Annotated in this window: 22 protein-coding genes; 1 reads left to right on the plus strand and 21 read right to left on the minus strand. The window is 61.7% G+C overall.

Annotated elements, in window-relative coordinates; genetic code table 11:
* Window positions 1-14: 14 nt before the first annotated feature.
* The 19 genes from RHP74_RS02450 to RHP74_RS02540 are packed head-to-tail and all read right to left on the minus strand — an operon-like array spanning window position 15 to window position 17,258.
* Window positions 15-1,241 carry a beta-ketoacyl-ACP synthase gene (locus RHP74_RS02450; protein WP_311097621.1) on the minus strand — a complete coding sequence of 409 codons (1,227 nt, stop codon included), beginning with the start codon at window positions 1,239-1,241 and terminating at the stop codon, window positions 15-17.
* Window positions 1,241-1,969, minus strand: a complete 729-nt coding sequence (gene fabG / locus RHP74_RS02455) for a 3-oxoacyl-ACP reductase FabG (protein WP_221108089.1) — start codon at window positions 1,967-1,969, stop codon at window positions 1,241-1,243. The genes RHP74_RS02450 and fabG overlap by 1 nt, the downstream gene beginning before the upstream one ends.
* A complete protein-coding gene (locus tag RHP74_RS02460) occupies window positions 1,962-2,426 on the minus strand; it encodes a hotdog family protein (RefSeq protein WP_083375221.1) in 465 nt (154 codons plus the stop codon). The genes fabG and RHP74_RS02460 overlap by 8 nt, the downstream gene beginning before the upstream one ends.
* Window positions 2,423-3,619: a beta-ketoacyl-[acyl-carrier-protein] synthase family protein gene (locus RHP74_RS02465; protein WP_083375220.1), complete on the minus strand. Its 1,197-nt coding sequence runs from the start codon at window positions 3,617-3,619 to the stop codon at window positions 2,423-2,425. Before RHP74_RS02465 ends, RHP74_RS02460 begins: the two co-directional genes overlap by 4 nt.
* The gene (locus tag RHP74_RS02470) at window positions 3,616-4,098 is read right to left on the minus strand and encodes a hypothetical protein (protein ID WP_154502718.1); all 483 of its coding nucleotides are present in this window, start codon (window positions 4,096-4,098) and stop codon (window positions 3,616-3,618) included. Before RHP74_RS02470 ends, RHP74_RS02465 begins: the two co-directional genes overlap by 4 nt.
* Window positions 4,095-5,342 (minus strand): NAD(P)/FAD-dependent oxidoreductase, encoded by a 1,248-nt coding sequence (locus RHP74_RS02475; RefSeq protein WP_010464390.1) that lies wholly within the window; start codon window positions 5,340-5,342, stop codon window positions 4,095-4,097. The genes RHP74_RS02470 and RHP74_RS02475 overlap by 4 nt, the downstream gene beginning before the upstream one ends.
* Entirely contained in the window at window positions 5,329-6,489 is a 1,161-nt protein-coding gene (locus RHP74_RS02480; RefSeq protein WP_311097628.1) for a sodium:proton antiporter, read from the minus strand. Before RHP74_RS02480 ends, RHP74_RS02475 begins: the two co-directional genes overlap by 14 nt.
* Window positions 6,486-8,825, minus strand: a complete 2,340-nt coding sequence (locus tag RHP74_RS02485; RefSeq protein WP_311097630.1) for an MMPL family transporter — start codon at window positions 8,823-8,825, stop codon at window positions 6,486-6,488. Before RHP74_RS02485 ends, RHP74_RS02480 begins: the two co-directional genes overlap by 4 nt.
* Complete coding sequence (locus RHP74_RS02490; RefSeq protein WP_311097632.1) at window positions 8,809-9,411, minus strand: outer membrane lipoprotein carrier protein LolA; 603 nt, start codon at window positions 9,409-9,411, stop codon at window positions 8,809-8,811. Before RHP74_RS02490 ends, RHP74_RS02485 begins: the two co-directional genes overlap by 17 nt.
* Window positions 9,408-9,833, minus strand: coding sequence for a thioesterase family protein (locus RHP74_RS02495; protein WP_010464383.1), 426 nt, complete (start codon window positions 9,831-9,833; stop codon window positions 9,408-9,410). The genes RHP74_RS02490 and RHP74_RS02495 overlap by 4 nt, the downstream gene beginning before the upstream one ends.
* A complete protein-coding gene (gene hutH, locus RHP74_RS02500; RefSeq protein ID WP_304816542.1) occupies window positions 9,826-11,370 on the minus strand; it encodes a histidine ammonia-lyase in 1,545 nt (514 codons plus the stop codon). The genes RHP74_RS02495 and hutH overlap by 8 nt, the downstream gene beginning before the upstream one ends.
* Window positions 11,351-12,298: a glycosyl transferase gene (locus tag RHP74_RS02505; protein WP_010464379.1), complete on the minus strand. Its 948-nt coding sequence runs from the start codon at window positions 12,296-12,298 to the stop codon at window positions 11,351-11,353. Before RHP74_RS02505 ends, hutH begins: the two co-directional genes overlap by 20 nt.
* Entirely contained in the window at window positions 12,295-13,029 is a 735-nt protein-coding gene (locus RHP74_RS02510; RefSeq protein ID WP_311097635.1) for a glycosyltransferase family 2 protein, read from the minus strand. Before RHP74_RS02510 ends, RHP74_RS02505 begins: the two co-directional genes overlap by 4 nt.
* On the minus strand, window positions 13,022-14,704 hold the full coding sequence (locus RHP74_RS02515) for an AMP-binding protein (RefSeq protein ID WP_311097636.1): 1,683 nt from the start codon (window positions 14,702-14,704) through the stop codon (window positions 13,022-13,024). The genes RHP74_RS02510 and RHP74_RS02515 overlap by 8 nt, the downstream gene beginning before the upstream one ends.
* Entirely contained in the window at window positions 14,701-15,246 is a 546-nt protein-coding gene (locus RHP74_RS02520) for a hypothetical protein (protein ID WP_145309919.1), read from the minus strand. Before RHP74_RS02520 ends, RHP74_RS02515 begins: the two co-directional genes overlap by 4 nt.
* Window positions 15,243-15,497 carry an acyl carrier protein gene (locus RHP74_RS02525; protein ID WP_007992314.1) on the minus strand — a complete coding sequence of 85 codons (255 nt, stop codon included), beginning with the start codon at window positions 15,495-15,497 and terminating at the stop codon, window positions 15,243-15,245. Before RHP74_RS02525 ends, RHP74_RS02520 begins: the two co-directional genes overlap by 4 nt.
* A 9-nt stretch (window positions 15,498-15,506) precedes the next feature.
* Window positions 15,507-15,767 (minus strand): phosphopantetheine-binding protein, encoded by a 261-nt coding sequence (locus RHP74_RS02530; RefSeq protein ID WP_008149626.1) that lies wholly within the window; start codon window positions 15,765-15,767, stop codon window positions 15,507-15,509.
* The gene (locus RHP74_RS02535) at window positions 15,748-16,557 is read right to left on the minus strand and encodes a 1-acyl-sn-glycerol-3-phosphate acyltransferase (protein WP_010464361.1); all 810 of its coding nucleotides are present in this window, start codon (window positions 16,555-16,557) and stop codon (window positions 15,748-15,750) included. Before RHP74_RS02535 ends, RHP74_RS02530 begins: the two co-directional genes overlap by 20 nt.
* Complete coding sequence (locus RHP74_RS02540) at window positions 16,533-17,258, minus strand: beta-ketoacyl synthase chain length factor (RefSeq protein ID WP_077747631.1); 726 nt, start codon at window positions 17,256-17,258, stop codon at window positions 16,533-16,535. Before RHP74_RS02540 ends, RHP74_RS02535 begins: the two co-directional genes overlap by 25 nt.
* A gap of 357 nt (window positions 17,259-17,615) precedes the next feature.
* Here RHP74_RS02540 and RHP74_RS02545 point away from each other — a divergent pair, with 357 nt between their 5' ends.
* Window positions 17,616-18,386 (plus strand): ParA family protein, encoded by a 771-nt coding sequence (locus tag RHP74_RS02545; protein ID WP_010464357.1) that lies wholly within the window; start codon window positions 17,616-17,618, stop codon window positions 18,384-18,386.
* Window positions 18,387-18,512: 126 nt separating this feature from the next.
* On the opposite strand, the gene trxC is transcribed toward RHP74_RS02545, so the two are convergent.
* Both trxC and selO read right to left on the minus strand, forming a co-directional pair.
* On the minus strand, window positions 18,513-18,947 hold the full coding sequence (gene trxC / locus RHP74_RS02550) for a thioredoxin TrxC (protein WP_010464355.1): 435 nt from the start codon (window positions 18,945-18,947) through the stop codon (window positions 18,513-18,515).
* Window positions 18,948-19,217: 270 nt separating this feature from the next.
* Window positions 19,218-20,681, minus strand: coding sequence for a protein adenylyltransferase SelO (gene selO / locus RHP74_RS02555; protein WP_311097643.1), 1,464 nt, complete (start codon window positions 20,679-20,681; stop codon window positions 19,218-19,220).
* Window positions 20,682-20,683 lie beyond the last annotated feature (2 nt).

Genomic DNA, 20,683 nt, shown 5'->3' on the forward strand with positions numbered 1-20,683 from the left:
ACGTTTTTTTCAGATCAGTGCCAGCGACGGAAAATCAGCGAAGTGTTGACGCCACCAAACGCAAAATTGTTGTTCATCACGTACTCATTACTCATCTGGCGGAACTCGCCGCGCAGGTAGTCGAGCTTGCCGCAGTGCGGATCGACCTCGTCGAGGTTGAACGTGTGCACGTACAGGTCGCGGTTCATCATTTCGATGCTGAACCAGGATTCCAGCGCACCGCAGGCGCCCAAGGTGTGCCCGAGGAAGCTCTTCTGCGAACTGATCGGCATGTGCTCGCCGAACAACGCGCTGGTGGCCAGTGTTTCGGCAATGTCGCCCTGCTCTGTCGCCGTGCCGTGGCCGTTTACGTAGCCGATGTCTGACGGTTGCAGCCCGGCGTCTTCCAGCGCCAGTTCCATGGCCCGGCGCATGGTGACTTGCTCTGGGCGGGTGGTGTGCTGGCCGTCGGCGTTGCTGCCAAAACCGACGAGTTCGGCATGGATGTGCGCGCCGCGTGCCAACGCATGTTCAAGCTCTTCGAGCACCAGCATGCCGCCGCCCTCACCGATCACCAGGCCATCGCGGTCTTTGTCATACGGACGTGGGCTGGTTTGCGGGGCGTCGTTTTTCAGGCTGGTGGCGTAGAGCGCGTCGAAGACCATGGCTTCGGTGGGGCACAGTTCTTCGGCGCCGCCGGCGAGCATCAGCGGCAGGCGCCCGAATTTGATCGACTCGTAGGCGTAGCCGATGCCCTGGCTGCCGCTGGTGCAGGCGCTGGACGTCGGGATCAGCCGGCCGGTGAGGTTGAAGAAGATGCTGATGTTCGCCGCAGTGGTGTGCGGCATCATCCGCACGTAGGAGTTGGCATTAAGGCCCTCCGCCACCGAGTTGAGCAGCATATTGCCGAACGCCTTGATCTCGTCGGTGCTGCCGGTGGAGGAGCCGCAGGCGACGCCCATGCGGCCATCCTTGATGATCGGGTTTCCCAACAGTCCGGCATCGGCCAGCGCCTGCTCCGACGCGCCGACCGCCAGGCGCGAGACCCGGCCCATGCTGCGCAGCTGCTTGCGGGTCCAGTGGCTCGGGACCTTGAAGTCGTCGATAGGCCCGGCCAGGCGCGTGTTGAGTTCGGTGAACCGATCCCACTCGTCCATCCGGCGTATGCCGCTGCGGTTGGCCGCGAAGTTGCCAGCGATGGTCTCCCAGTCGCTGCCCAGTGAAGTGATGCCGGCCATGCCGGTGACGACGACGCGCTTCATCAGCACAGGCCTCCGTTGACGGCCAGAACCTGCCGGGTGATGTACGACGCTTCCGCCGACATCAGGAAATTCACCGCGCTGGCCACCTCTTGCGGAGTGCCCATGCGTTGTGCGGGGATCATTTTCATCAGTTCTTCCACCGGCACGTTTTCGTCAAGCATGGCCGTGTCGATCAGGCCGGGTGCGACACAGTTGACGGTGATTTTGCGCTTGCCCAGTTCGATCGCCAACGCTTTCGCCGCGCCGATCAAACCGGCCTTGGAGGCGCTGTAGTTGACCTGGCCACGGTTACCGATCAACCCGGAAACCGAGGTGATGCAGACAATCCGCCCGGCTGCGCGACGCCGAATCATCGGCATCATCACCGGGTGCAGCACGTTGTAGAAACCGTCGAGGTTGGTGCGCATCACCACATCCCAATCATCCTCGCTCAGCGCCGGAAAAGCACCGTCACGCGTCAGGCCGGCGTTCAGCACTACGCCGTAATAGGCGCCATGAGCTTCCACGTCGGCTTCGAGGATGGCCTTGCAGCTGGCGCGATCTGAGACGTCGAACTGCAAAACTCGAGCATTGCGTCCCAGCCCCTGGATTTCGCCCTGGACGGCGATGGCGTCGGCCAGGCCGCTGCGGCAATGCAGCACGATGTCGTGCCCGGCCTGGGCCAGACGCAACGCAATGGCACGGCCGATGCCGCGGCTGGAACCGGTGACCAGTACGGATTCAGTCATGGCTGGCTCCTTGGGATTCATGAAGGTATTGAGCGGCCTGAGGCGGGCGGAACACGTTCAGGCGGGCGGTGGCGTGAATGCCGGGGGCGTTGATGTGGCATTCGAACACGCCCATGCCGTTGTCGTCTTCCAGCGAGCGCAGTCCATGGATGGTCAGCTCGGTGCCCGCGGGGAAGTGCTCCACGTTGCATTCGAATTTCCGGGTGCCGAGCAGAAAACCCAGCACCACCGCATCACCGCGCTGGCGCGCATGGCAACCGGCGTAGGCGGCAACACTCTGGGCCATCAGTTCGATACCGACCCACGCCGGCAGGCTGCCGTCGGGACGATTGAACAGGCCCCCGGGCTTGACGGTGAGGCGGGTGTGAATCTGCTCGTCATCGAACGCCAGGATCTGCTCGATGAGGATCATGTCGCCAGCGTGCGGCAGCAGCTCGGCGAGCGGCCAGTCAATCATGGGGCATCTCCGATAATCAGGCTGACGTTGTTGCCACCGAAGGCAAAGGAATTGCTCATCAGGTAGCGAGGTGCAATGGACGTCAGGCGATGGTCCGGGGTCACCCACTGCAAGGCCGGCAAGTCGGGGTCGGGCTGACCGTCCCACACGTGGGGCGGCAGGAGGTTTTCCCGATTGTTCGTGCTCAGGCTCAACCAGCAGAACGCCGCTTCCAGGGCGCCGGCCGCGCCGAGCGTGTGTCCGGTCATCGGCTTGGTGGAGGAGCAGGGCACGCCGTGCGGAAACAGGGCCGAGACCGCCAGGCTTTCCATCGCGTCGTTGTGTTGGGTCGCGGTGCCGTGCAGGTTCAGGTAGCCGATTTGCTCGGGCTGCACCTTCGCGCGGTTCAGGGCTTTGCTCATCGCTTGCAGGGCGCCCCGGCCGGTCGGCTCCGGCGCCGAGATATGGTGCGCATCGGAACTGGCGCCGCTGCCGAGCAGGGCAATCGGTTGGCTCGCGCCGGCTTTTTTGCTCATCAGAAACAGCACGGCGGCTTCGCCGATATTGATGCCGTTGCGGTTGGCCGAAAACGGATTGCAGCGCTGCTCGGACACCGCTTCCAGGGCCGAAAAGCCGTTGAGGGTCAGTTTGCACAAACTGTCGACGCCGCCGCACAGTACGGCATCGCACACACCCAGATCGAGCAGCCGCTGGGCACTCATCAGCGCCCGGGCGCTGGAGGTGCAAGCCGTCGAGATCACATACGCCGGGCCGCTCAATTGCAGCCAGTCGGCGAGGAAGTTGGCCGGCGCGCCGAGCTCCTGCTGCTGATAATCGTAGTCTGCAGGGAATTCATGTTCGCGAATGTAATGGGCCAGGCCACGGCTGGCTTCATCGATGCCGGAAGTGCTGGTGCCGAGGATCACGCCGATTCGATCGCGGCCGTAAGTCTGGATCACTTGATCAATGTCATCGCGAATTTGCAGCGCGGCTTCCAGCAGCAGTTGGTTGTTGCGGCTGCTTTGCTCGGCCAGTTCCGGCGGGATCGGCGCCAGCTCACCACGTACCGCCGCCACTGGCAACGACCGCTCCGGCACCCAGCCGGATTCGCTGCGCATGCCGGAGCAATCGCCAGCAAACAGGTTGCGGGCGACTTCCTGTTTGTCGCGACCCAGGGCGCAGATCACCCCGAGAGCATTCAGGTAAGCAGTCATGGCGTCTCCCCGCTCAAGGGCGTGACCAGGTACTTCGGACCTTTAGGCAGGTTCAACTCAAATCTCAGTGGTGGCGAGTAACGCACGTCCCAGCGAGTGGGCAGGGAACGTTGGGAGCCGTGTTGCCAGGCTTCGGGGTAGTTGGCCTGCAATTCGTCTTGCGGGGTCAACGCGAACAGTAACGCTGCGAACAATTCCCGGGCTTCCGGATTCGGCGGCAGCAGGCCGTCAGCTTGCCACTGGCCATCGATCAGTTTCTGGCGTGCCTGCGGAATGCCCAACAAGTCCATCATCGACCAGCGAATGCCCGGGCCTTCGCGAGCAATTACTAACACCCAGTCCTGACGCTGATCAGCCAGCAAGCGCTGAATGTGCAGTTGCTGCGGCAGCGGCAGGTTTTCGGTTTGCCCGGGCAGCGGCGCCTGGCTGGCGCAAGCGCTCAGCAGCAGGAGGCAACCCAGAAGCAGGTAACGGATCATGTGGCATCTCTAGCGCAAAGTTCCGACAGCACGCGCAGCCGACGTTTGGGTTCGCTGACGAACGGATTACGCTCGTCCCAGGCATAACCGGCGAGGATTGCGCTGATCATACGGCGGATATCCGCTGAGCTGCCTGGATGATAAATCACATCCTGGAAAGTCCCGGCGTACCAGCCTTCGACGTAGCAGCGGAACGTGTCGACGCCGCGCTTGAGCGGTGCGGCGAACTCGGTCTGCCAGTCGACGCTTTCACCTTGCAGCTGGCGATGCAACACGCCGGCGGCCATGCTGGCCGAGCGCATGGCGATGGTCACGCCGGAGGAGAACACCGGATCGAGGAATTCTGCCGCGTTGCCGAGCAACGCAAAGCCCGGGCCGTGCAAGGTTTTGACGTTGGCCGAGTAGCCGCCGATGGTGCGGGCTGGCGTGTCCCAGACCGCGTTTTCCAGGACACAGGCCAGGCTTGGAGTTTCAGCGATGAAGCCGCGCAGGCACTCGTCCAGGTTGTCCATGCGGCCTTCGAAGTGCTCGGCGGCCGCGACCACGCCCACCGAGCAGCGACCGTTGCTGAACGGAATGGTCCAGAACCAGATGTCGCGATGGATCGGATGGGTGGTGATAAGGATCTTTTCCCGCTCGAAGGTCGGGCTGTCGATATGGTCTTCGATGTGGGTGAACACCGCCTGGCGCACCGGGAAATTCGACGGTGCTTCAAGGTCCAGCAGGCGTGGCAACACGCGGCCGTAGCCGCTGGCATCCAGTACAAAATCAGCTTCGACGCGGTACTGGCTGCCATCCTCACGAAGCACATCGAGCTGCGGCTTGGGCAGGTCGAAATCGGCACTGACGATGGCTTCGCCATAACGAACGTCGACGCCTTGCAGCGCGGCCTGATCGGCCAGCAGTTTGTCGAAATCGGCGCGCTGGACCTGGAAGGTGGTCGGCTTGCCGTTGCTGAACGTGTCGCCGAAATCAAAGGCGCTGTAGTGCTCGCCCCAGGCGAACGCGGCGCCGTTTTTCATCTGGAACCCGGCGGCGTTCACGGCGTCGAGCATGCCGGCTTCTTCGACGAAATCCAGGCAGTGCGACAACAGGCTTTCACCGATGGAAAACCGTGGAAAATGCTGGCGTTCAATCATCAGCACGTCGTGGCCTTTGCGCTTGAGCAGCGCGGCGGCAATGGCGCCCGAAGGACCCGCGCCAATGACAACAACCTGGCGACGTTCCATTTCAACTGTTGGCACGGGGGCTCCTTGCCGGGGCGGCGATATTCAAAGGGGTTTGGTGCATGCCGGCAAGTGCCGGCAGCAGTGTGGCGATCAGGCCCATCACCATCAGCGCGAAGTACAACGCCGGGCTGATGAGCTGTTGTTGCAGCAGCAGGTTGAGAAAGACGATCTCGCTCAAACCGCGAATATTGAGCAGCAGGCTTTCGCGCCAGCGACTGGCGCCTTCAAATGAAGCGCCGGCCCAGCCGAGCCCGAGCCAGTTGCCCAGCAGTTTGCTGGCAATCGGCAACAGCAACAGCGCCGCCAACTGCACCCAGCCGAGACTGGCCATAGCGGCGTGGACATTGATCTGCACGATACCGAAGGTGAGGATCAGCGGGATGGCGATCCAGGTTTGCAAACGGTTCATCCAGATCGCCGGCAACGGCAACAGCAGCGGCACTTTCAGCGCGGCCATGCACAGCAGATAACCGATGCCGAAAATCAGTGCATTGAGCTTGAAGTGTTCGGCGACCACCAGTAGCGCAAAAAAGCAGCCGCTGTGCAGTAACGGTTGGCGCAAACCCAGCAAATGAAGAAGCACCGGAAGGCAGGCGCCGACCAGCGGCAGCAGCAGACTGCTCAGGTGCAGACTGCCTTGGGCGAAGCCGAACAGGGTCCAGCATGCCAGGTCGATGAGGATCGCGGTTTGCACCAGCCGCCGGGTTGCGGCGGGCGGGTAATTGATGTGTCGCAGGTAGAGGTACAACACCGGGATCGCGGTGATGGCGAACACCAGGCCCACTGCCAATGAACTGATCCACGGCTGTGCGGGTAACAACCAGACCGCAGTCGCCAGACCGCAGACAAATGGAATGCAAAAACTCGGCAGGGCGATTTTCAGGCTCTGGCGATCGAGTCGCAGGTCGATCACATCGCTGAGGATGTTTCCCAGCAACAAGGCAAAACCGAGGCTGTAGAGGCTCTTTAGCCACACCGGCGAGATCAGCTCGGCGCCGCTGAGTTGCCAGCCCGGCTCGATCCAGACGTACATCAGCAGCGGTAGACCGAAGGTCGCCAGCAGCAACTGACTGACGATCGGGATCAGGCCGAAGTGACGACCCACACGGATGGCCACGGCGAACATCGTCATGGCCATCAGCCAAAACAGGGCGATCATCATGCGGCTGGCTCCACGACGGCGGCGGCATTCACTTGGCGTCCGGCCCAGGGCGCCAGAATGAAACTGAACGCCAGCCCGAGGCTCACGGACAGGCCGAAGTTGCTCACCGCCGGCGTGCTGGACACGGCCAGCAAACCGAATGACAGCCATGTGGTCACCGCTGCCAGCAAGGTGCCCAGCAGGCTCACGGCGGCGCCGCCGACCTGTTCGCGCATGAGGATTGCGTAATCGACGCTGATCGCCGTCACCAGTAACAGGCCGAACAGACTGAACAGGGTCAGGGGTTGGCCCATCCAGCCGAGGCTGGCCAGGCTGCACAGCGCGGCCAGCAAGGGCAGTGAGACGATGCGCAACGCACCACCGAAGCCAAACGGCAGGATCAGCACCAGCACGATCAACACGCAGGAGGCGAGTTTCAGCTGCGCCGCGCTGATCTGTGTCGCGGCGAAAACGCTGTTCAGTTCACCGAGACGGTCGACCAGTTCGACCCCCGGCAAGTCCAGCGCCTGAATGCGCAACAGCGAAGGATTATTCAGGCCTTGCAGGCTGACCATCGCCGCCACGCCCTCATCGGTCGGCCCCAGCCACAGGGTGCGATAAGGTTCCGCCAGCGGACCGACCAGCGAGGCGTCGATGTCTTCGGCGGGCAGCTCCAGCAACGTTGCAAGCTCCGCTTGCAGCGCTTCTGCCGGCACGCCGAGGTCGAGCAAGGGTTGCCAGAACTGCGGCAACTTGCTCAACGCTTCGCGCACTTTGCGCTGCTCACTCGGCTGGCTGACCAGTTGATTTAGCGACAGGTAACCCTGGAGTTTTTCCAGGTTGACCAACTGATCCAGGCGCTCGCTCAGTGCAGTCTGGCGTTCGAGCAGTTCCTGTTGATTGGCCGCGCGCACCAGGAAGAACTGGCTGGTCGGCTGATAGCCGGTGATGCGCGCAATGGCCTGGGCTTCGTCGGTCAATTGCTGCGGTGCGCCGATCCACTGGCGGATATCGTTTTTACTTTCCAGTTGCAACAGGCCGCCGACGCAGAAGGCAATCAGCAGTGCCAATAAAACGGGCGTACTGACGTGTTTGAGCAGCGCTTCGCGCAGGTTCAGCAAACACTCGCAGATACGCAGCGGCCAATGTGCCGGTCGCAGGTTCACGCCCTTGAGCAGCGAGGGCAGCAGGCACACGGCGGACAAGTAGGCGCCGAGCAGGCCAGCGGCGGAGAACACGGCAATCTGGGTCAGGGCCGGGAAAGGCGTCCAGGCCAGGGCCAGGTACCCGATGCAACTGGTGATCAGGCTCAGCGTCAGGCCCGGCAGGGTCAGGCGTAACGCCGGCCAGCTGTTCCAGGGTTTCAGGCTCCAGCTTTTCGACAGGTAATGCAGCGGGTAATCGACGGCCACGCCGATCAGGCTCGAGCCCAGTACCAGCGTCATCACATGCATGTGACCGAACAGCGCCACGCACGCCACCGCACCAAACAGCATGCCCACCAGCACTGGAACGAAAGCGAGCAAGACACGCCAGCGCCGGAAGGCCAGCAACAGCAGCAACAAAATGCCCACGGTGGCACCGCCGCCGACCCATGTCATTTCACGGGTGGCTTGTTGCTGACCGTTGGCCGCGTACAGCAGACCGCTGGCAGCGAGCAGTTGCACGTCGGCCTGGGCGGCTTCTTTTCGGCTGCGTTCAAGCAGGTCAGCCACTTGCAGCGGCAGGCTCATGTCGAAAGCATTGCCGGTGGTTTTTGCCCGCAGCAACACCCAGCTCTTGCCGTCGGCATCGGCGACTAGCGCTCCGCTGCCGATGTCCAGTTGCACGGCGCCGTGTTGTGGTTGGCTGTTCTGGATGCGCCCGGTCAGGCCCAGCCAGTCATCCTGGCTCGGCACCAGGCTGAAACCGGTGAACGGGTCGAACAGCGCTTGCACCCGCTGCTGGATAAAGGCGTCGGGGTGTTCGATCAACTGCTGCCGATCCATCGCCGAAAGCATCGACAGCCGGCCTTGCAGCAATTGCGTGCGCAGCGCCGGCAAGTCGGCTTGCAGGTTCCACTGAACCTTCTCGAACAAACCGCTGGCCTGCCACTGCTCGCCGAGTTTCTGCGCCATGGCAATGGCTTGCGGGCGATCTTTATGGCCTACCAGCACCAGCATTTCCCGGTTCAACGGTTCTTGTATGCGTTGTTCGGCGCGCAGTTCCAGCGCGTCCGGCGCCGTGCCCGGCACCAGTTCCATCAGGTTGGCCGACAGCGGTGCACCGTCGCGCCATTGCCAACCGGCGAGCGCGAGCACCGCCAACAGCAGGATCAGAAACAGCCACGGAAGTCTGCGTTCACTCGGCAAAGTCATGTTGCTCCGCGTCGCTCAACGGTTGGGTGCTGGTGCTGTCCTGCATGCGCAAAAGGGTGCTGTCGCCCTGGGTTTCCAGCAGCTCGATGCTGTGCACCAATTCGCTGCCGGTGATGTTGATCTGATTGAACACCTGCTTGAGCAGCATTGAGCGCGGGATCAGCGTCAGTTTCCAGTTCTGTGCGTCGCCGCTCAAAGACAATTCGAAGTCCCGTTGCAGACCGCTGCTGTCACCTTGCAACACGGCGAGGAACAAGCGGTTCTGCTCGGCGCCGGCGCTCTTGCCCGGGAGCATTTGCCAGCCGCTGGCGTCGCGGCGGGCGATGCCTTTGTTGGTGATGCGGTAATCCTGTTGCAGCGGGGTTTTCAACAACCAGAGCAATCCGTGGTTTTTAGCGAGGATAAAAGTGCCCTTGCTGGTCAGCGGCTGGGGCAATGCGCGCAGGTGTTTTTCCTGGATGAAATGGCCGTGGATCACACCAGGCTTGGCCAGTTGATCGCTCAACTGCTGCAAATCGAAGGCATGAGCCATCGATGACAGCCCGAGCAACGCCAACGCACCGAGGTATTTGAAAAACGGGGTCATGCGAGCATCCTTTCTACGGCATCGGTGAAGATCTTCGGTGAGGCCAGCTGCATCTCGCGGCTGCTCATGTCGACAGCGACCTGTACGGAACTGGCGCGGGTCAAACGCTCACCGGTTTTCACATCGCTGATCAGGTAATTGATCTTCAGACGGTTCTCCCACTCCACCAGATTGGCCCGCACGTTCAGCTTTTGACCGAACACGGCGCCGCGCACATAGCGCAATTGCAGGTCGATCACCGGCCAGGCATAACCCGACTCGACCATGGCGGTGTAGTTGTGACCGATCTTGTCCAGCAGCGCACAACGGGCGACTTCCAGGTATTTGACGTAATGGCCGTGCCAGACCACGTTCATGGTGTCGACGTCAAAGAACGGCACGAGGATTTCCGTATCGGTGTGAAGCACTCCCTTGCTACGCATGCAGCCTCCAGTGTTGCTCGGCGATACGTTTCAGGCACAGGCGCAATTCGCCTTCCAGCGCGCGATCTTCGATGACCGGCGGGAAGTCTTTGGCCAGCTCTTCGTGCATGGCCGCCAGGGCTGGCGGTAACGGGCGCGCGTCCTCGGCTTTGCTGCGCAGCCAAACACCCTGGTTGGCGGCGAGCAAGGTGGCGGCGGCGACCTGTTCGGTCAGCTCCAGCACACGGATCGCATCGCGGGCGGCGATGGTGCCCATGCTCACCTTGTCCTGGTTGTGGCACTCGGTGGAGCGCGAGAAGACGCTGGCCGGCATGGTGTTTTTCAGCGCTTCGGCGGTCCAGGCGCTGGTGCCGATCTGCACGGCCTTGAAGCCGTGATTGAGCATCGCGCGGTCAGCCGTGGCGCCGGAAAGGTTGCTTGGCAAGCCATGGTTGTACCGCTCGTCCACCAGCAGGGCGAGTTGCCGGTCCAGCAGATCGGCCACGTTGGCCACCAGGTTTTTCAGGCTGTCCATGGCGAACGCAATATGGCCGCCGTAGAAGTGCCCGCCGTGCAGCACGCGTTCGGCTTCAGCGTCGATGATCGGGTTGTCGTTGGCGCTGTTGAGTTCGATCTCGATGAACGAACGCAGCCAGTTCAGGCTGTCGGCCAGGACGCCGAGGACATGCGGCGCGCAGCGCAGTGAATAGCGGTCTTGCAGGCGGTGCAGCGGTGCGGTCGACGCATCGATTGCCAGATCCTTGCGCAACCACGCGGCGACTTGCATCTGCCCCGGATGCGGTTTGGCGGCGAACAGGCGCTCGTCGAAGTGCTCGGGATTGCCTTGCAGCGCGACCACGTTCAGCGCGGTGATACGGGTCGCCAGTTGCAGCAGGTAATCGGCGCGGGCGTAGGCCAGGCAGGCGAGTCCGGTCATCACGGCGGTGCCGTTCATCAGCGCCAACGCTTCTTTCGGGCGCAGCACCAGCGGTGTCCAGCCCAGTTCGCGATGGACGTCGGCGGCTTGTCGGCGCTCGCCCCGGAACATTACTTCGCGCTCGCCGGACAAGGTTGCGGCGACGTAGGACAGCGGGGTCAGATCACCGCTGGCGCCCACCGACCCTTCTTCCGGGATCAGCGGCAGGATGTCGTGTTCGAGGAAGGCCTGAAGACGCTCCAGCAGTTCCACGCGCACCCCGGACACGCCGTGGCACAACGACTGCAAACGCGCCGCCAATACAGCCCGAGTGGCTTGGGCGTCGAGCAGTTTGCCCAGTCCGCAGCCGTGGAAGGTGTACAGATGACGGGGCAATGCCTCGACGTGATGCAGCGGCACCGCGACCACGCACGAGTCGCCGTAACCGGTGGTCACGCCATAGATCACGCCTTCCTTGTCCAGCAGGGAATCGAGAAATCGCGCGCCCTTGGCGATGCGCTCACGGTACGCAGGGTCGCTTTGCAACTGCGTCGGCACCTGACGGTTGGCCGCGGCCAGCACGTCTTCGATGCGCAAAGGGAGTTCGCCGAAGGTTACCGGCTCAAGCGTTGGCGTCGTCATCGGTCTTCCAGAAAGGGTAAAAGTTGAACCATTGTTGGGGCGCTTCAAGGCAATAGTGACCCAGGCGTTCGGCGTAGCGGGAAGCCCACTGATGAATGACCTGCTCGCGGTCGCTGCGTTTCCACACCACGGCCTCGGCAAACGGTTCGAGGGTCACGCGATATTGGCCCGTCGGTTTCTTCAGGCACATCAGCAAATTGATCGGGCATTTCAGCAAGCCGGCCAGCAGCCACGGCCCCTGGGGCAATGCAGCCTGATGACCGAGGAAGTCTACGGTCACGCTGCGCCCGCCATGCAGCGGCACGCGGTCGCCGGCAATCGCCAGCCACTCGCCACGCTCCAGTCGTTCATGCAGTTGCAGCATGATCACCGGGTCCAGTTCACTGACCTGAATCAGCCGCAGATTGGTCGCGCCGGCCTCGCCCAGCAATCGGTTGAACTGCTCGGCGTGCTTGGTGTGCACCAGCACGTTCATGGTGACCTTCTCGCCGATCTCCGCGAGTGCGCGGCAGACTTCGAGATTGCCCAGGTGCGCGCCCACCAGCATCTGCCCGCGAGTGCCACGCAGCTGACTGCGCAGCAGCGCCGGGTCGACGATTTCGATGTGATCGATGCTCAACTTTCCGTTCCATACGTCGAGTTTGTCGAGCATCGAATCGGCGAAGGCCATGAACTGGCTGAACACTCGCCAGTGGGTCGGTCGCAATTGCGGGCGTGCGCTCCAGTCCGCGAGGCGTTGCTGGTATTGCCAGGCACTGCGGCGGGCACTGCGACCGAACAGGAAAAAGTAAAGGACGATGCCGTACAGCAACGGACTCAGCAGCCGTCGGCCCAGCACTTTGGCGCAGAGCGCGGTGAATTTCATCAGCCAGAAGCTGCCGCGCTCCTGGCGGTCGGCCCAGTGCTGTTTGTCTGCGTTACTGCTCATGCTCGCCACCGTCGCCAGAGGATCACCGGGGCCCTCAGCAGCATGCCGAAGAACAGCCGGGTGTGCATGCTCGAAATCAGCACATTGTCGTGGAACATACGGAAATGCGAGACACCGTCCAGCGGGTAATGGACCTTGGTCGGCAGCCACTGCATCGGCTGATTGCGCCAGGCCAGGCGCACGAGGATGTCCGAGTCGAAATCCATGCGCTTGCCGATCTTCGCCGAGTCGATCACTGCCAGGGTCGGCGGCAACGGGTAGACGCGGAAACCGCACATGGAATCGCGGATCTGCAAGGAAAGCGTGTTGATCCAGACCATGACGTGGGTCAGGTAGCGGGCGTACAAACGGCCTTTCGGCACGCTGGCGTCGTATTGCGGATAGCCGCAGATCACCGCGTCGGGATGAGCGCGCGATTGTGCGATGAAGGTCGTGACATCCTGCAGGTCGTGCTGGCCGTCGGCGTCCACCTGCAAGGCATGGCTGAAACCCAGGCGCGAGGCTTCGCGCAGGCCGGTCATGACCGCGCCGCCCTTGCCTTGATTGGCGGCGAGGCGGATCAGGTTGACCATTTCACGCTGCGCCAGTTGATCGAGCACCCTGGCGCAGGATGGATCGCTGGCATCGTCCACCAGAATGCACGGCAGGCCACTGGCGATCAGCGCGTCGACCACCGTGGTGATCGCGGTTTCGTGGTTGTAGATCGGGATGATTGCGCATGGTTTATACATCACCTGCAACCTCCAGCAGAATCCGCCCACTGGAGCAGGTCGCGGTTTCATTGCGGTAGGCGAAATACAATTTGCCGCGTTCCGGATCGAAGCGCAGGTGCAGTTGGACTTCATCACCGGGGCGCACCAGTTGCTGGAACTTCAGCACTTCCATGCCAGCGAATTTAGCCGGCAGGTCCATCAATTGCTGGCCGAGGCTCAGCGCCCAATCCACCTGCACCACACCGGGCAATACCGGCGTTTGCGGGAAGTGTCCGCTGAAGTAGGCGAGGTCCGGCGGAACGGCCAGTTGCAGGCTCCATTCGCCATCGACTTCGACCTGTTCCAACACTTCCGGCGCTTTCGGGCGGGGTGCCAACAGCAAGGCTTCGACGTCGGCTTGAGGCAGTTTGCCTTGAGCGTTCAGGGGCAATTGCCGCAGTAACCGCCAGCGTCTTGGCAGGGCCAGGGCTTCGCAGTGCTGGCTCAAGTGCTGACGCAATTCTTGCGTGACGGTGCGTCGGCCCTGATTGCGCAAGGCATGCAGGCCGGCGTCGGTCAGCACCAGCAGCGCGCCCAGCGAGGCGCGGTTTTCCCGGACCACGCCGAGGCGTGCTTCTGCGACCCAGTCATGCTCCATCAACGCCTTTTCCAGCATCGGCAGCGAGATACGTTTTTCTTCCAGTTTGACGATCCGGTCCAGCCGTCCGAGCAGTTCGAATCGGCCGTCGGCAGCGATTCTGGCGGCATCAGCGGTGTGTTCAATATGGCCGACGGGCAAGTAGGGAGAGGCGATCAGCAGCGCGCCCTCGCTGTCCTGACTCAGTTCGACTTCAGCAAACGGCTGCCAGAGATCGTGACCTTGACGCCAGGCGATGCCACCGGTTTCCGAGCTGCCAAGGATTTCCGTCGGCCATTGCTGCAAGCGTTCGTAGAGGCTTTGCGCAGCCTCGGCCGGTAGCGCTCCACCCGAGGAAAACACCCTGCGAACCGCGCTCAAGGCCGGCCAGTCGAGGTTGTCGCCCATGCGCTTGAGCAGCGCCGGGCTGGCGACCCAGGCAAACGCCGTGTGTTCGCGACTGGCTCGCTGCAAGTCTTCCGGGAAGGCCAGTTGCTTGCGCACAAACGAGCGCCCGGCACACAGCGGCCACAGCACCCGAAACAGCAGGCCGTAGATGTGTTGGGCGGCGACGCTCCCGATGATGCACGCCTGGCCCAGATCGGTACCCCAGAGCTGCTCCAGCGCCTGCACTTCATTGGCTATCTGGCGCAGGGTCTTGTCGATGCGCTTGGGTTCGCCGCTGGAACCGGACGTGCACAGGCTCAGGCGACAGGCGTCCAGATCCAGTGCGGCGTGGGGCAGGGGCGGTTGCCGATAGTCGGTGAGGTGCGCGTCATCGGCCAGGTCGGTCAGCCACAGATCGACTTCGCTCGACCAGCGTTGGCGAGTCTGCGGTTGCAGGTCGGCAGGCAGCAGCACACTGACCCCGGCACGCCAGGCGCCGAGCAGGGCAATCGCCAGGTCAGCAGCATCTTCAAGGTGCACGGCGATACGCTGCACGCCTTGGGATTGCAGACCGGCCGCCAGGCTTAGCGCCTGTTCGCACAGCTGTGCGTGATTCAACGCCGGTTCTGCCGTAACGGCACGCTCCGGCTGTGCCTTGAGCAACAGCTGCTCAAGTGATATCCAATTCATGGGTGGCCTCGTACCCGTTGTCGTATGAGCCATTCAATGGCAAACAGCAGGCCCATCAATCCATAGGAAATCAGGCCGGTGTACAACATCCACCAACTCAGCGGCGCCCACAGGGTCAGGGCGGCGGCAAGCAAACCGTTACAGAGGAAAAACACACACCAGACGACGGTCACCTGGCGGGTGTAAACAATCGCCTTGGCCGGCAAGTGTGGCTCACGCAGGCGCGCCAGGCGCTCAACCATCGGCGGCCCGATTTTCAGGCTCAGGCCAAACAGCCCCAGCATGAAAGCGCTGATCAGCACCGGATACCAACGCAGCAGCAACGGGCTGTCGAACAGCGCCAGCAACAGGCAAAAGCCGATCGCAGTGAGCGCCATCCACAGGCTGCCGGGGCGACGGGCACCCAGCAGCGCCCGCGCCAGCCAAAGGCTGCCCAGCAGCAGACCGAACTGCCACGGAGCAAAGTGTTCCATGCCGAAATACACCGCAAAGGGGTACAACAGGCCCGCCAGCAGCAGGCCAAGGCCGATCAGTCGACTCATGCGGCCGGTTGAACCAGACGGTAGACCGCCTCGACCACGTCACTGACGGTGCGCACCGATTTGAATTCTTCGGCGGCAATTTTCTTGCCGGTCTGACGCTTGATGTGATCAATCAGGTCGACGGCGTCGATGCTGTCGATTTCCAGATCCTGATACAGGTTGGATTCGAGGCTCACGCGCTCAGGGTCCAGCTCGAAGAGTTCTACCAAGGCATCGCGCAGGGTGTTGAAAATGTCATCACGAGTTTGCATGGTCCGGTCTCAAGCTGCCTGTTTTGCGGTGACGAACGCCGCAAGGCTCGCCACGTTGCTGAAGTGATTGCGGGTGTCCTTGGCGTCGGCGTCGATTTTGATGCCGTACTTTTTCTGGATGGCCAGGCCGAGTTCCAGTGCGTCTACCGAATCCAGGCCCAGGCCTTCGCCGAACAGCGTCTGGTCATCGCCGATGTCTTGTGCGCTGATGTCTTCAAGGCCCAGGGCGTCGATGATCAGTTCTTTGATTTCACGGTGTAGATCGCTCATCTTCGGCGAGCTCCTTAATAAAGTAAGAGTGCAAATAATCGTTGAGCTTGCGCGAAGCCTGAGGTGCAGGGCCACATGAAGCAAAGGCTTGTGGGTCTATATCGGCCCCGACACGGAAACTGAAGTGCACGCGACGTTTCGGGATGCGATACCAGGGTTCGGCCTTGGTCAATGTGGTCGGGCTGACCTTGATGATCACCGGGGTCAGGATTCTCGCACCGCGCAGGGCGATTGCCGCGCCCCCCCGATGAAAGGCTGGCGGTTCGCCCGGCTGGGTGCGTGTGCCTTCGGGAAAGATGATCAGCGTCTGACCGCTTTTCAGTGCGTCAGCCGCGGCGTCGAGCATGTCCATGCTGCCGTCGTTGCTGATGTAGTCGGTGCGGCGTAGCGGGCCGCGGGTGAACGGGTTCTCCCAGAGGCTGTTTTTGACCACGCAGTTGGCGTGACGCACCAGGCCGATCAGAAATACCACGTCGATCAGCGACGGGTGATTGGCCATGATCATCTGGCCCGGGCGACCGAGTTTTTCCGCGCCCTGGATGTCGTAAGTCAGTACCCCGGTACGGGCCATGAACCGGACGAAAAACCAAAAGCAGCGACTGACGGTTTGCCGTGCCCGTAACCGATGGGTCTGCGCATCGCCGGGCAGGCAGCCCAGCAACGGGAACACCACCAGCCGCAGGCACAGCCCGCCCAACCCGAATAGGGTGAAGCTTGCGGCAGTGGCCAGCAGACGCCAGTAATAGGCGTCGCGGTTTTTTTCGCTTACAGGTTGCGTTGCCAGGTCCATACACGATTTTTCCAGGCATGTTGGCAGGTAGTCTGCTGGCCGAGTAGGGTACGCAAGAGATTCAGGGCATGGGGCCAGTGGGCGTTGGACAACGTATCTGAAGTGCTGTTCAGGGACAGCTGCCAGTCGGTACCCGGTGTCAGCAATAGGCCAACTGCATAGGGGAACGGCACGTCGTCGATCCAGGCCGAGTAGGCTTCGGGCGGTATTTCTTCAGTGACGATCAGCAGCACGGCAGGCGCGCCTTCGGAAAGTAGCGCCGCGGCCTCTAGCATGCCGTTTTCAAGGCCGTCACCCGCGGCGGCAAGGGCGGTCATCTCGCTGGTTTCACCGCGCATGATCGACCACAGGCCAATGACCGCGTTGTGCACCGACAAGCTGAATTGAGTTGGCGACAAGGGTTGCCCGGCTGCCAGATCACTCAGGATCTCGAAGGTACGGGGTGTTTCGCCATGACGGGAAATAAAGACCAGCGGTAGGTCTTGGCGACCATCGGCCAAGGGCCAGCCGACGCTGAACGCCATCCGCGCCAGGCGACTGAGCCGTCGGCGCTGCATGGCGGGCAGAAAAGACACGTCGGGGGCGGCATCGCTGCTCTGAAGCACGACCGGTTGTCGGCTCCAGGCCTGCCAATCGTCCACGCTTTCGAGCCCAGGGGCCCACGCGCGCCATTGGGCGATGTTGAAATTGATCACAGCCATTCATCCCGCCCCTGCGGGCTTTCTTGACACGGCGAATCGCAAAAAAAAGCGAACGGCCATACGTGGCGCTTAGCGCCGAGTGGCGCGCATTATCCCGTTGCGACGGGCGTGTAGCAAATGATGGTTACATTTTGCTCAGTGAAACGTACTGGTTGGTCCGTGAAAAAGCTGTCGTTTGGCCATTATCCACATCGGGGTGGGCATGTCTGTCAGCACTGTCGGTAATCAGTGGCGGGGTTGGCGGCTTTTTTTATAAGAGATTGTCGCTGACTGTGTAGTCCCCATGCCGGCGAGGTAGCTAAGCAGTGTCGTGGACTACTACACTCGGTCATTCTTTGATACACGGAGGTTTTTGACATGCGGCGCGTGGTGTTCAATCAGAAAGGTGGCGTGGGCAAATCCAGCATTGCCTGCAATCTGGCGGCGGTCAGTGCCAGCGAGGGTTATCGCACCCTGTTGGTGGATCTCGATGCCCAGGCCAACTCCACTCAGTACCTGACAGGCCTTACCGGGGATGACATCCCGATGGGCATCGCCGACTTCTTCAAGCAGACCCTGTCCTCTGGACCGTTCTCGAAGAAAAACAAGGTCGACATCTACGAAACGCCGTTCGAAAACCTCCATGTCATTACCGCGACCGCCGAGTTGGCTGACCTGCAGCCCAAACTTGAGGCCAAACACAAGATCAACAAGCTGCGCAAATTGCTTGAGGAACTGGGGGAAGATTACGACCGCATCTACCTTGATACCCCGCCTGCGCTGAACTTCTATGCGGTATCGGCATTGATCGCCGCTGACCGGGTGCTGATCCCCTTCGATTGCGACAGCTTCTCGCGCCAGGCGCTGTACGGTCTGCTGGCGGAAATCGAAGAGTTGAAGGACGACCACAACGAAGGCCTGGAGGTTGAAGGCATCGTGGTCAATCAGTTCCAGGCTCGTGCCAGCCTGCCGCAGCAAATTCTCGACGAGCTGATCGCCGAAGGATTGCCGGTGCTGCCGGTGTACCTGACCAGCTCGGTGCGCATGCGCGAATCCCACCAGGCCAATACGCCGCTGATCCACCTCGACCCACGGCACAAGTTGACGCAGCAATTCGTCGAGCTGCACAACCTGCTGGAAAACGCCTGACAGTCCCCTGTAGGAGCGAGGCTTGCCCGCGAAGACGATCTGGCAGTCAACTGTAGTGTTGAATGTTATGCCCTCTTCGCGGGCAAGCCTCGCTCCTACAGTTGCGGGGTGATGACGAGATCTCGTTCAGATCCCCTGGCTACGCAACCAGCTCATCAACTGCGGTAACGGAAACGCCCCGCTCTGACGCGCCACTTCCCGGCCGTTCTTGAACAGAATCAGACTCGGAATCGAGCGAATCCCCAACTGCGCCGACAATTGCTGATTCGCCTCGCTGTCCAGCTTGGCCAGCCGACACTTACCCGCCAATTGCCCCGCCGCCTGCTCGAACACCGGCGCAAACGACTTGCACGGCCCACACCACTGCGCCCACACGTCCACCAGCAGCGGCAGATCACCCTTGATCTGACTGGCGTAATCGCCTTGCTTCAATTCGAACGGCTTGCTCAGCAGGACCTGGGCCTTGCAGCGGCCGCACTTTGGATGGTCGTTGAGGCGTTCGGCGGGGATGCGGTTGAGGCCGTTGCAGTGGGGGCAGGGGATGAGGAGTGGGTCGGTCATGGTCGGAGCTCTGAATGTTTGGGCTGTCTAAAACTGATTTGGAGTCGCACGCTACGTTTATCAAGACAACACAACCGGGCAGGCACGGTGATGCTCACATATTCGGGAGAAACAAACGGTGTCACGGTTTGTAATCAGGTACGTAGTTTTGATATTGAGCAACGTGCGCGCGACGGCTCAGCCAGGTTCATTGCGCGACTTGATGACGTTACGATGGCAGACATCGTTGCTCGCGTCGTCAGTGCCATTGATCCCCTGGACTGACCAACATCACGACGAACAACTGATCTCCAAATGCTTCCCCCACTCCGGCGGCCGCTCGGCGTAGCTTTCCATCCCAGCTTGTTCGTCGAATGGATGGCTCAACACCTCATGCAGCCGCCGAACCTCTGAATAGTCGCCGCTCTCTGCCGCATCGATGGCTTTCTGCGCCAGATAGTTGCGCAGGATGTACAGCGGATTGACCGCGTGCATCCGCTTGCGCCGCTGCTCCTGATCTATCTCGCCTTCGCGGACAACCCGGGCGACATACAGTTCGGCCCAGGCATCGAAGCCTTTGATGTCGACGAAGTCATCGCGCAAGCGGGCGACGGACAGTTCCGGTGATTCATCCCCCAGGCGACGGAAGAACAAGGTGTAATCGACGCCGCTGTTCTGCATCAGTTGCAGCAGGTGTTCCAGCAGTTTCTGGTCATCGTCTTCAGCGGTGGTGAGGCCGAGGCGGCGGCGCATCAGGTCCAGGTAGTGGGCCTGGTACAGCGGCAAGTACAGGCCAAGGGTTTCGCGCAGGGCGTCGACGCTGATGAATGGCGTCAGGGCCTGGGCGAGGGCGCTGAGGTTCCACTGGCCGATCGGCACCTGGTTGCTGAAGGAATACCGGCCCTGATCATCCGAGTGATTGCAGATGAAATGGGCGTCGAAGTCGTCGAGAAAGGCGAACGGTCCGAAGTCGAAGGTGATGCCAAGGATCGACATGTTGTCGGTGTTCATCACGCCGTGGCAGAAGCCATACGCCTGCCATTTGGCGATCAGCTCGGCATTGCGTTCGACGATTTCGCGGAACATCGCCAGATACGGTTCCGGTTGTTCCAGGCACTCGGGGAAATGCATGGCCAATACGTGCTCGCCGAGTTCTTTCTGCTTCTCGGGGCGTTTGGTGTAGTAGAAATATTCGAAATGCCCGAAACGCACATGGCTCGGCGCCAGGCGCAGGACCATGGCCGCGCGTTCCTGTTTTTCTCGCCATACCGGGGTGTCGGAGCCGATCACGCACAGGGCGCGGGTGGTCGGGATGTTCAGGGCATTCAGTGCTTCGGAGGCGAGAAACTCGCGGATCGACGAGCGCAGTACCGCGCGTCCATCGCCCATGCGCGAAAAGGGTGTCTGACCGGCGCCCTTGAGGTGCAGGTCCCAGTGTTCGCCGGCCTCGTTGTAGACCTCGCCCAGTAACAAACCGCGACCGTCGCCGAGCTGTGGGTTGTAAGAACCGAACTGATGCCCGGAATAAACCATCGCCCTCGGGACCGCATCGGCCCAGAGCTTATGGCCGCTGAACAGCTCGGCGAACTCCCGGGTGTCGGCCACGGCCGGGTCGAGGTCGAGCAACGCCATGGCTGCTGGGCTGGCCACCACCAGGCGCGGGTTGTCGATGGGCTCGGGCAGCACATGGGCGGAAAACGTATCGCCCAAGCGGGCGAAGCGATTATCGAAGGTCAGTTCGTCGAGAGGTTTCAACG

The organism is Pseudomonas sp. SG20052 (assembly GCF_031766055.1).
Classification (GTDB): domain Bacteria; phylum Pseudomonadota; class Gammaproteobacteria; order Pseudomonadales; family Pseudomonadaceae; genus Aquipseudomonas; species Aquipseudomonas mandelii.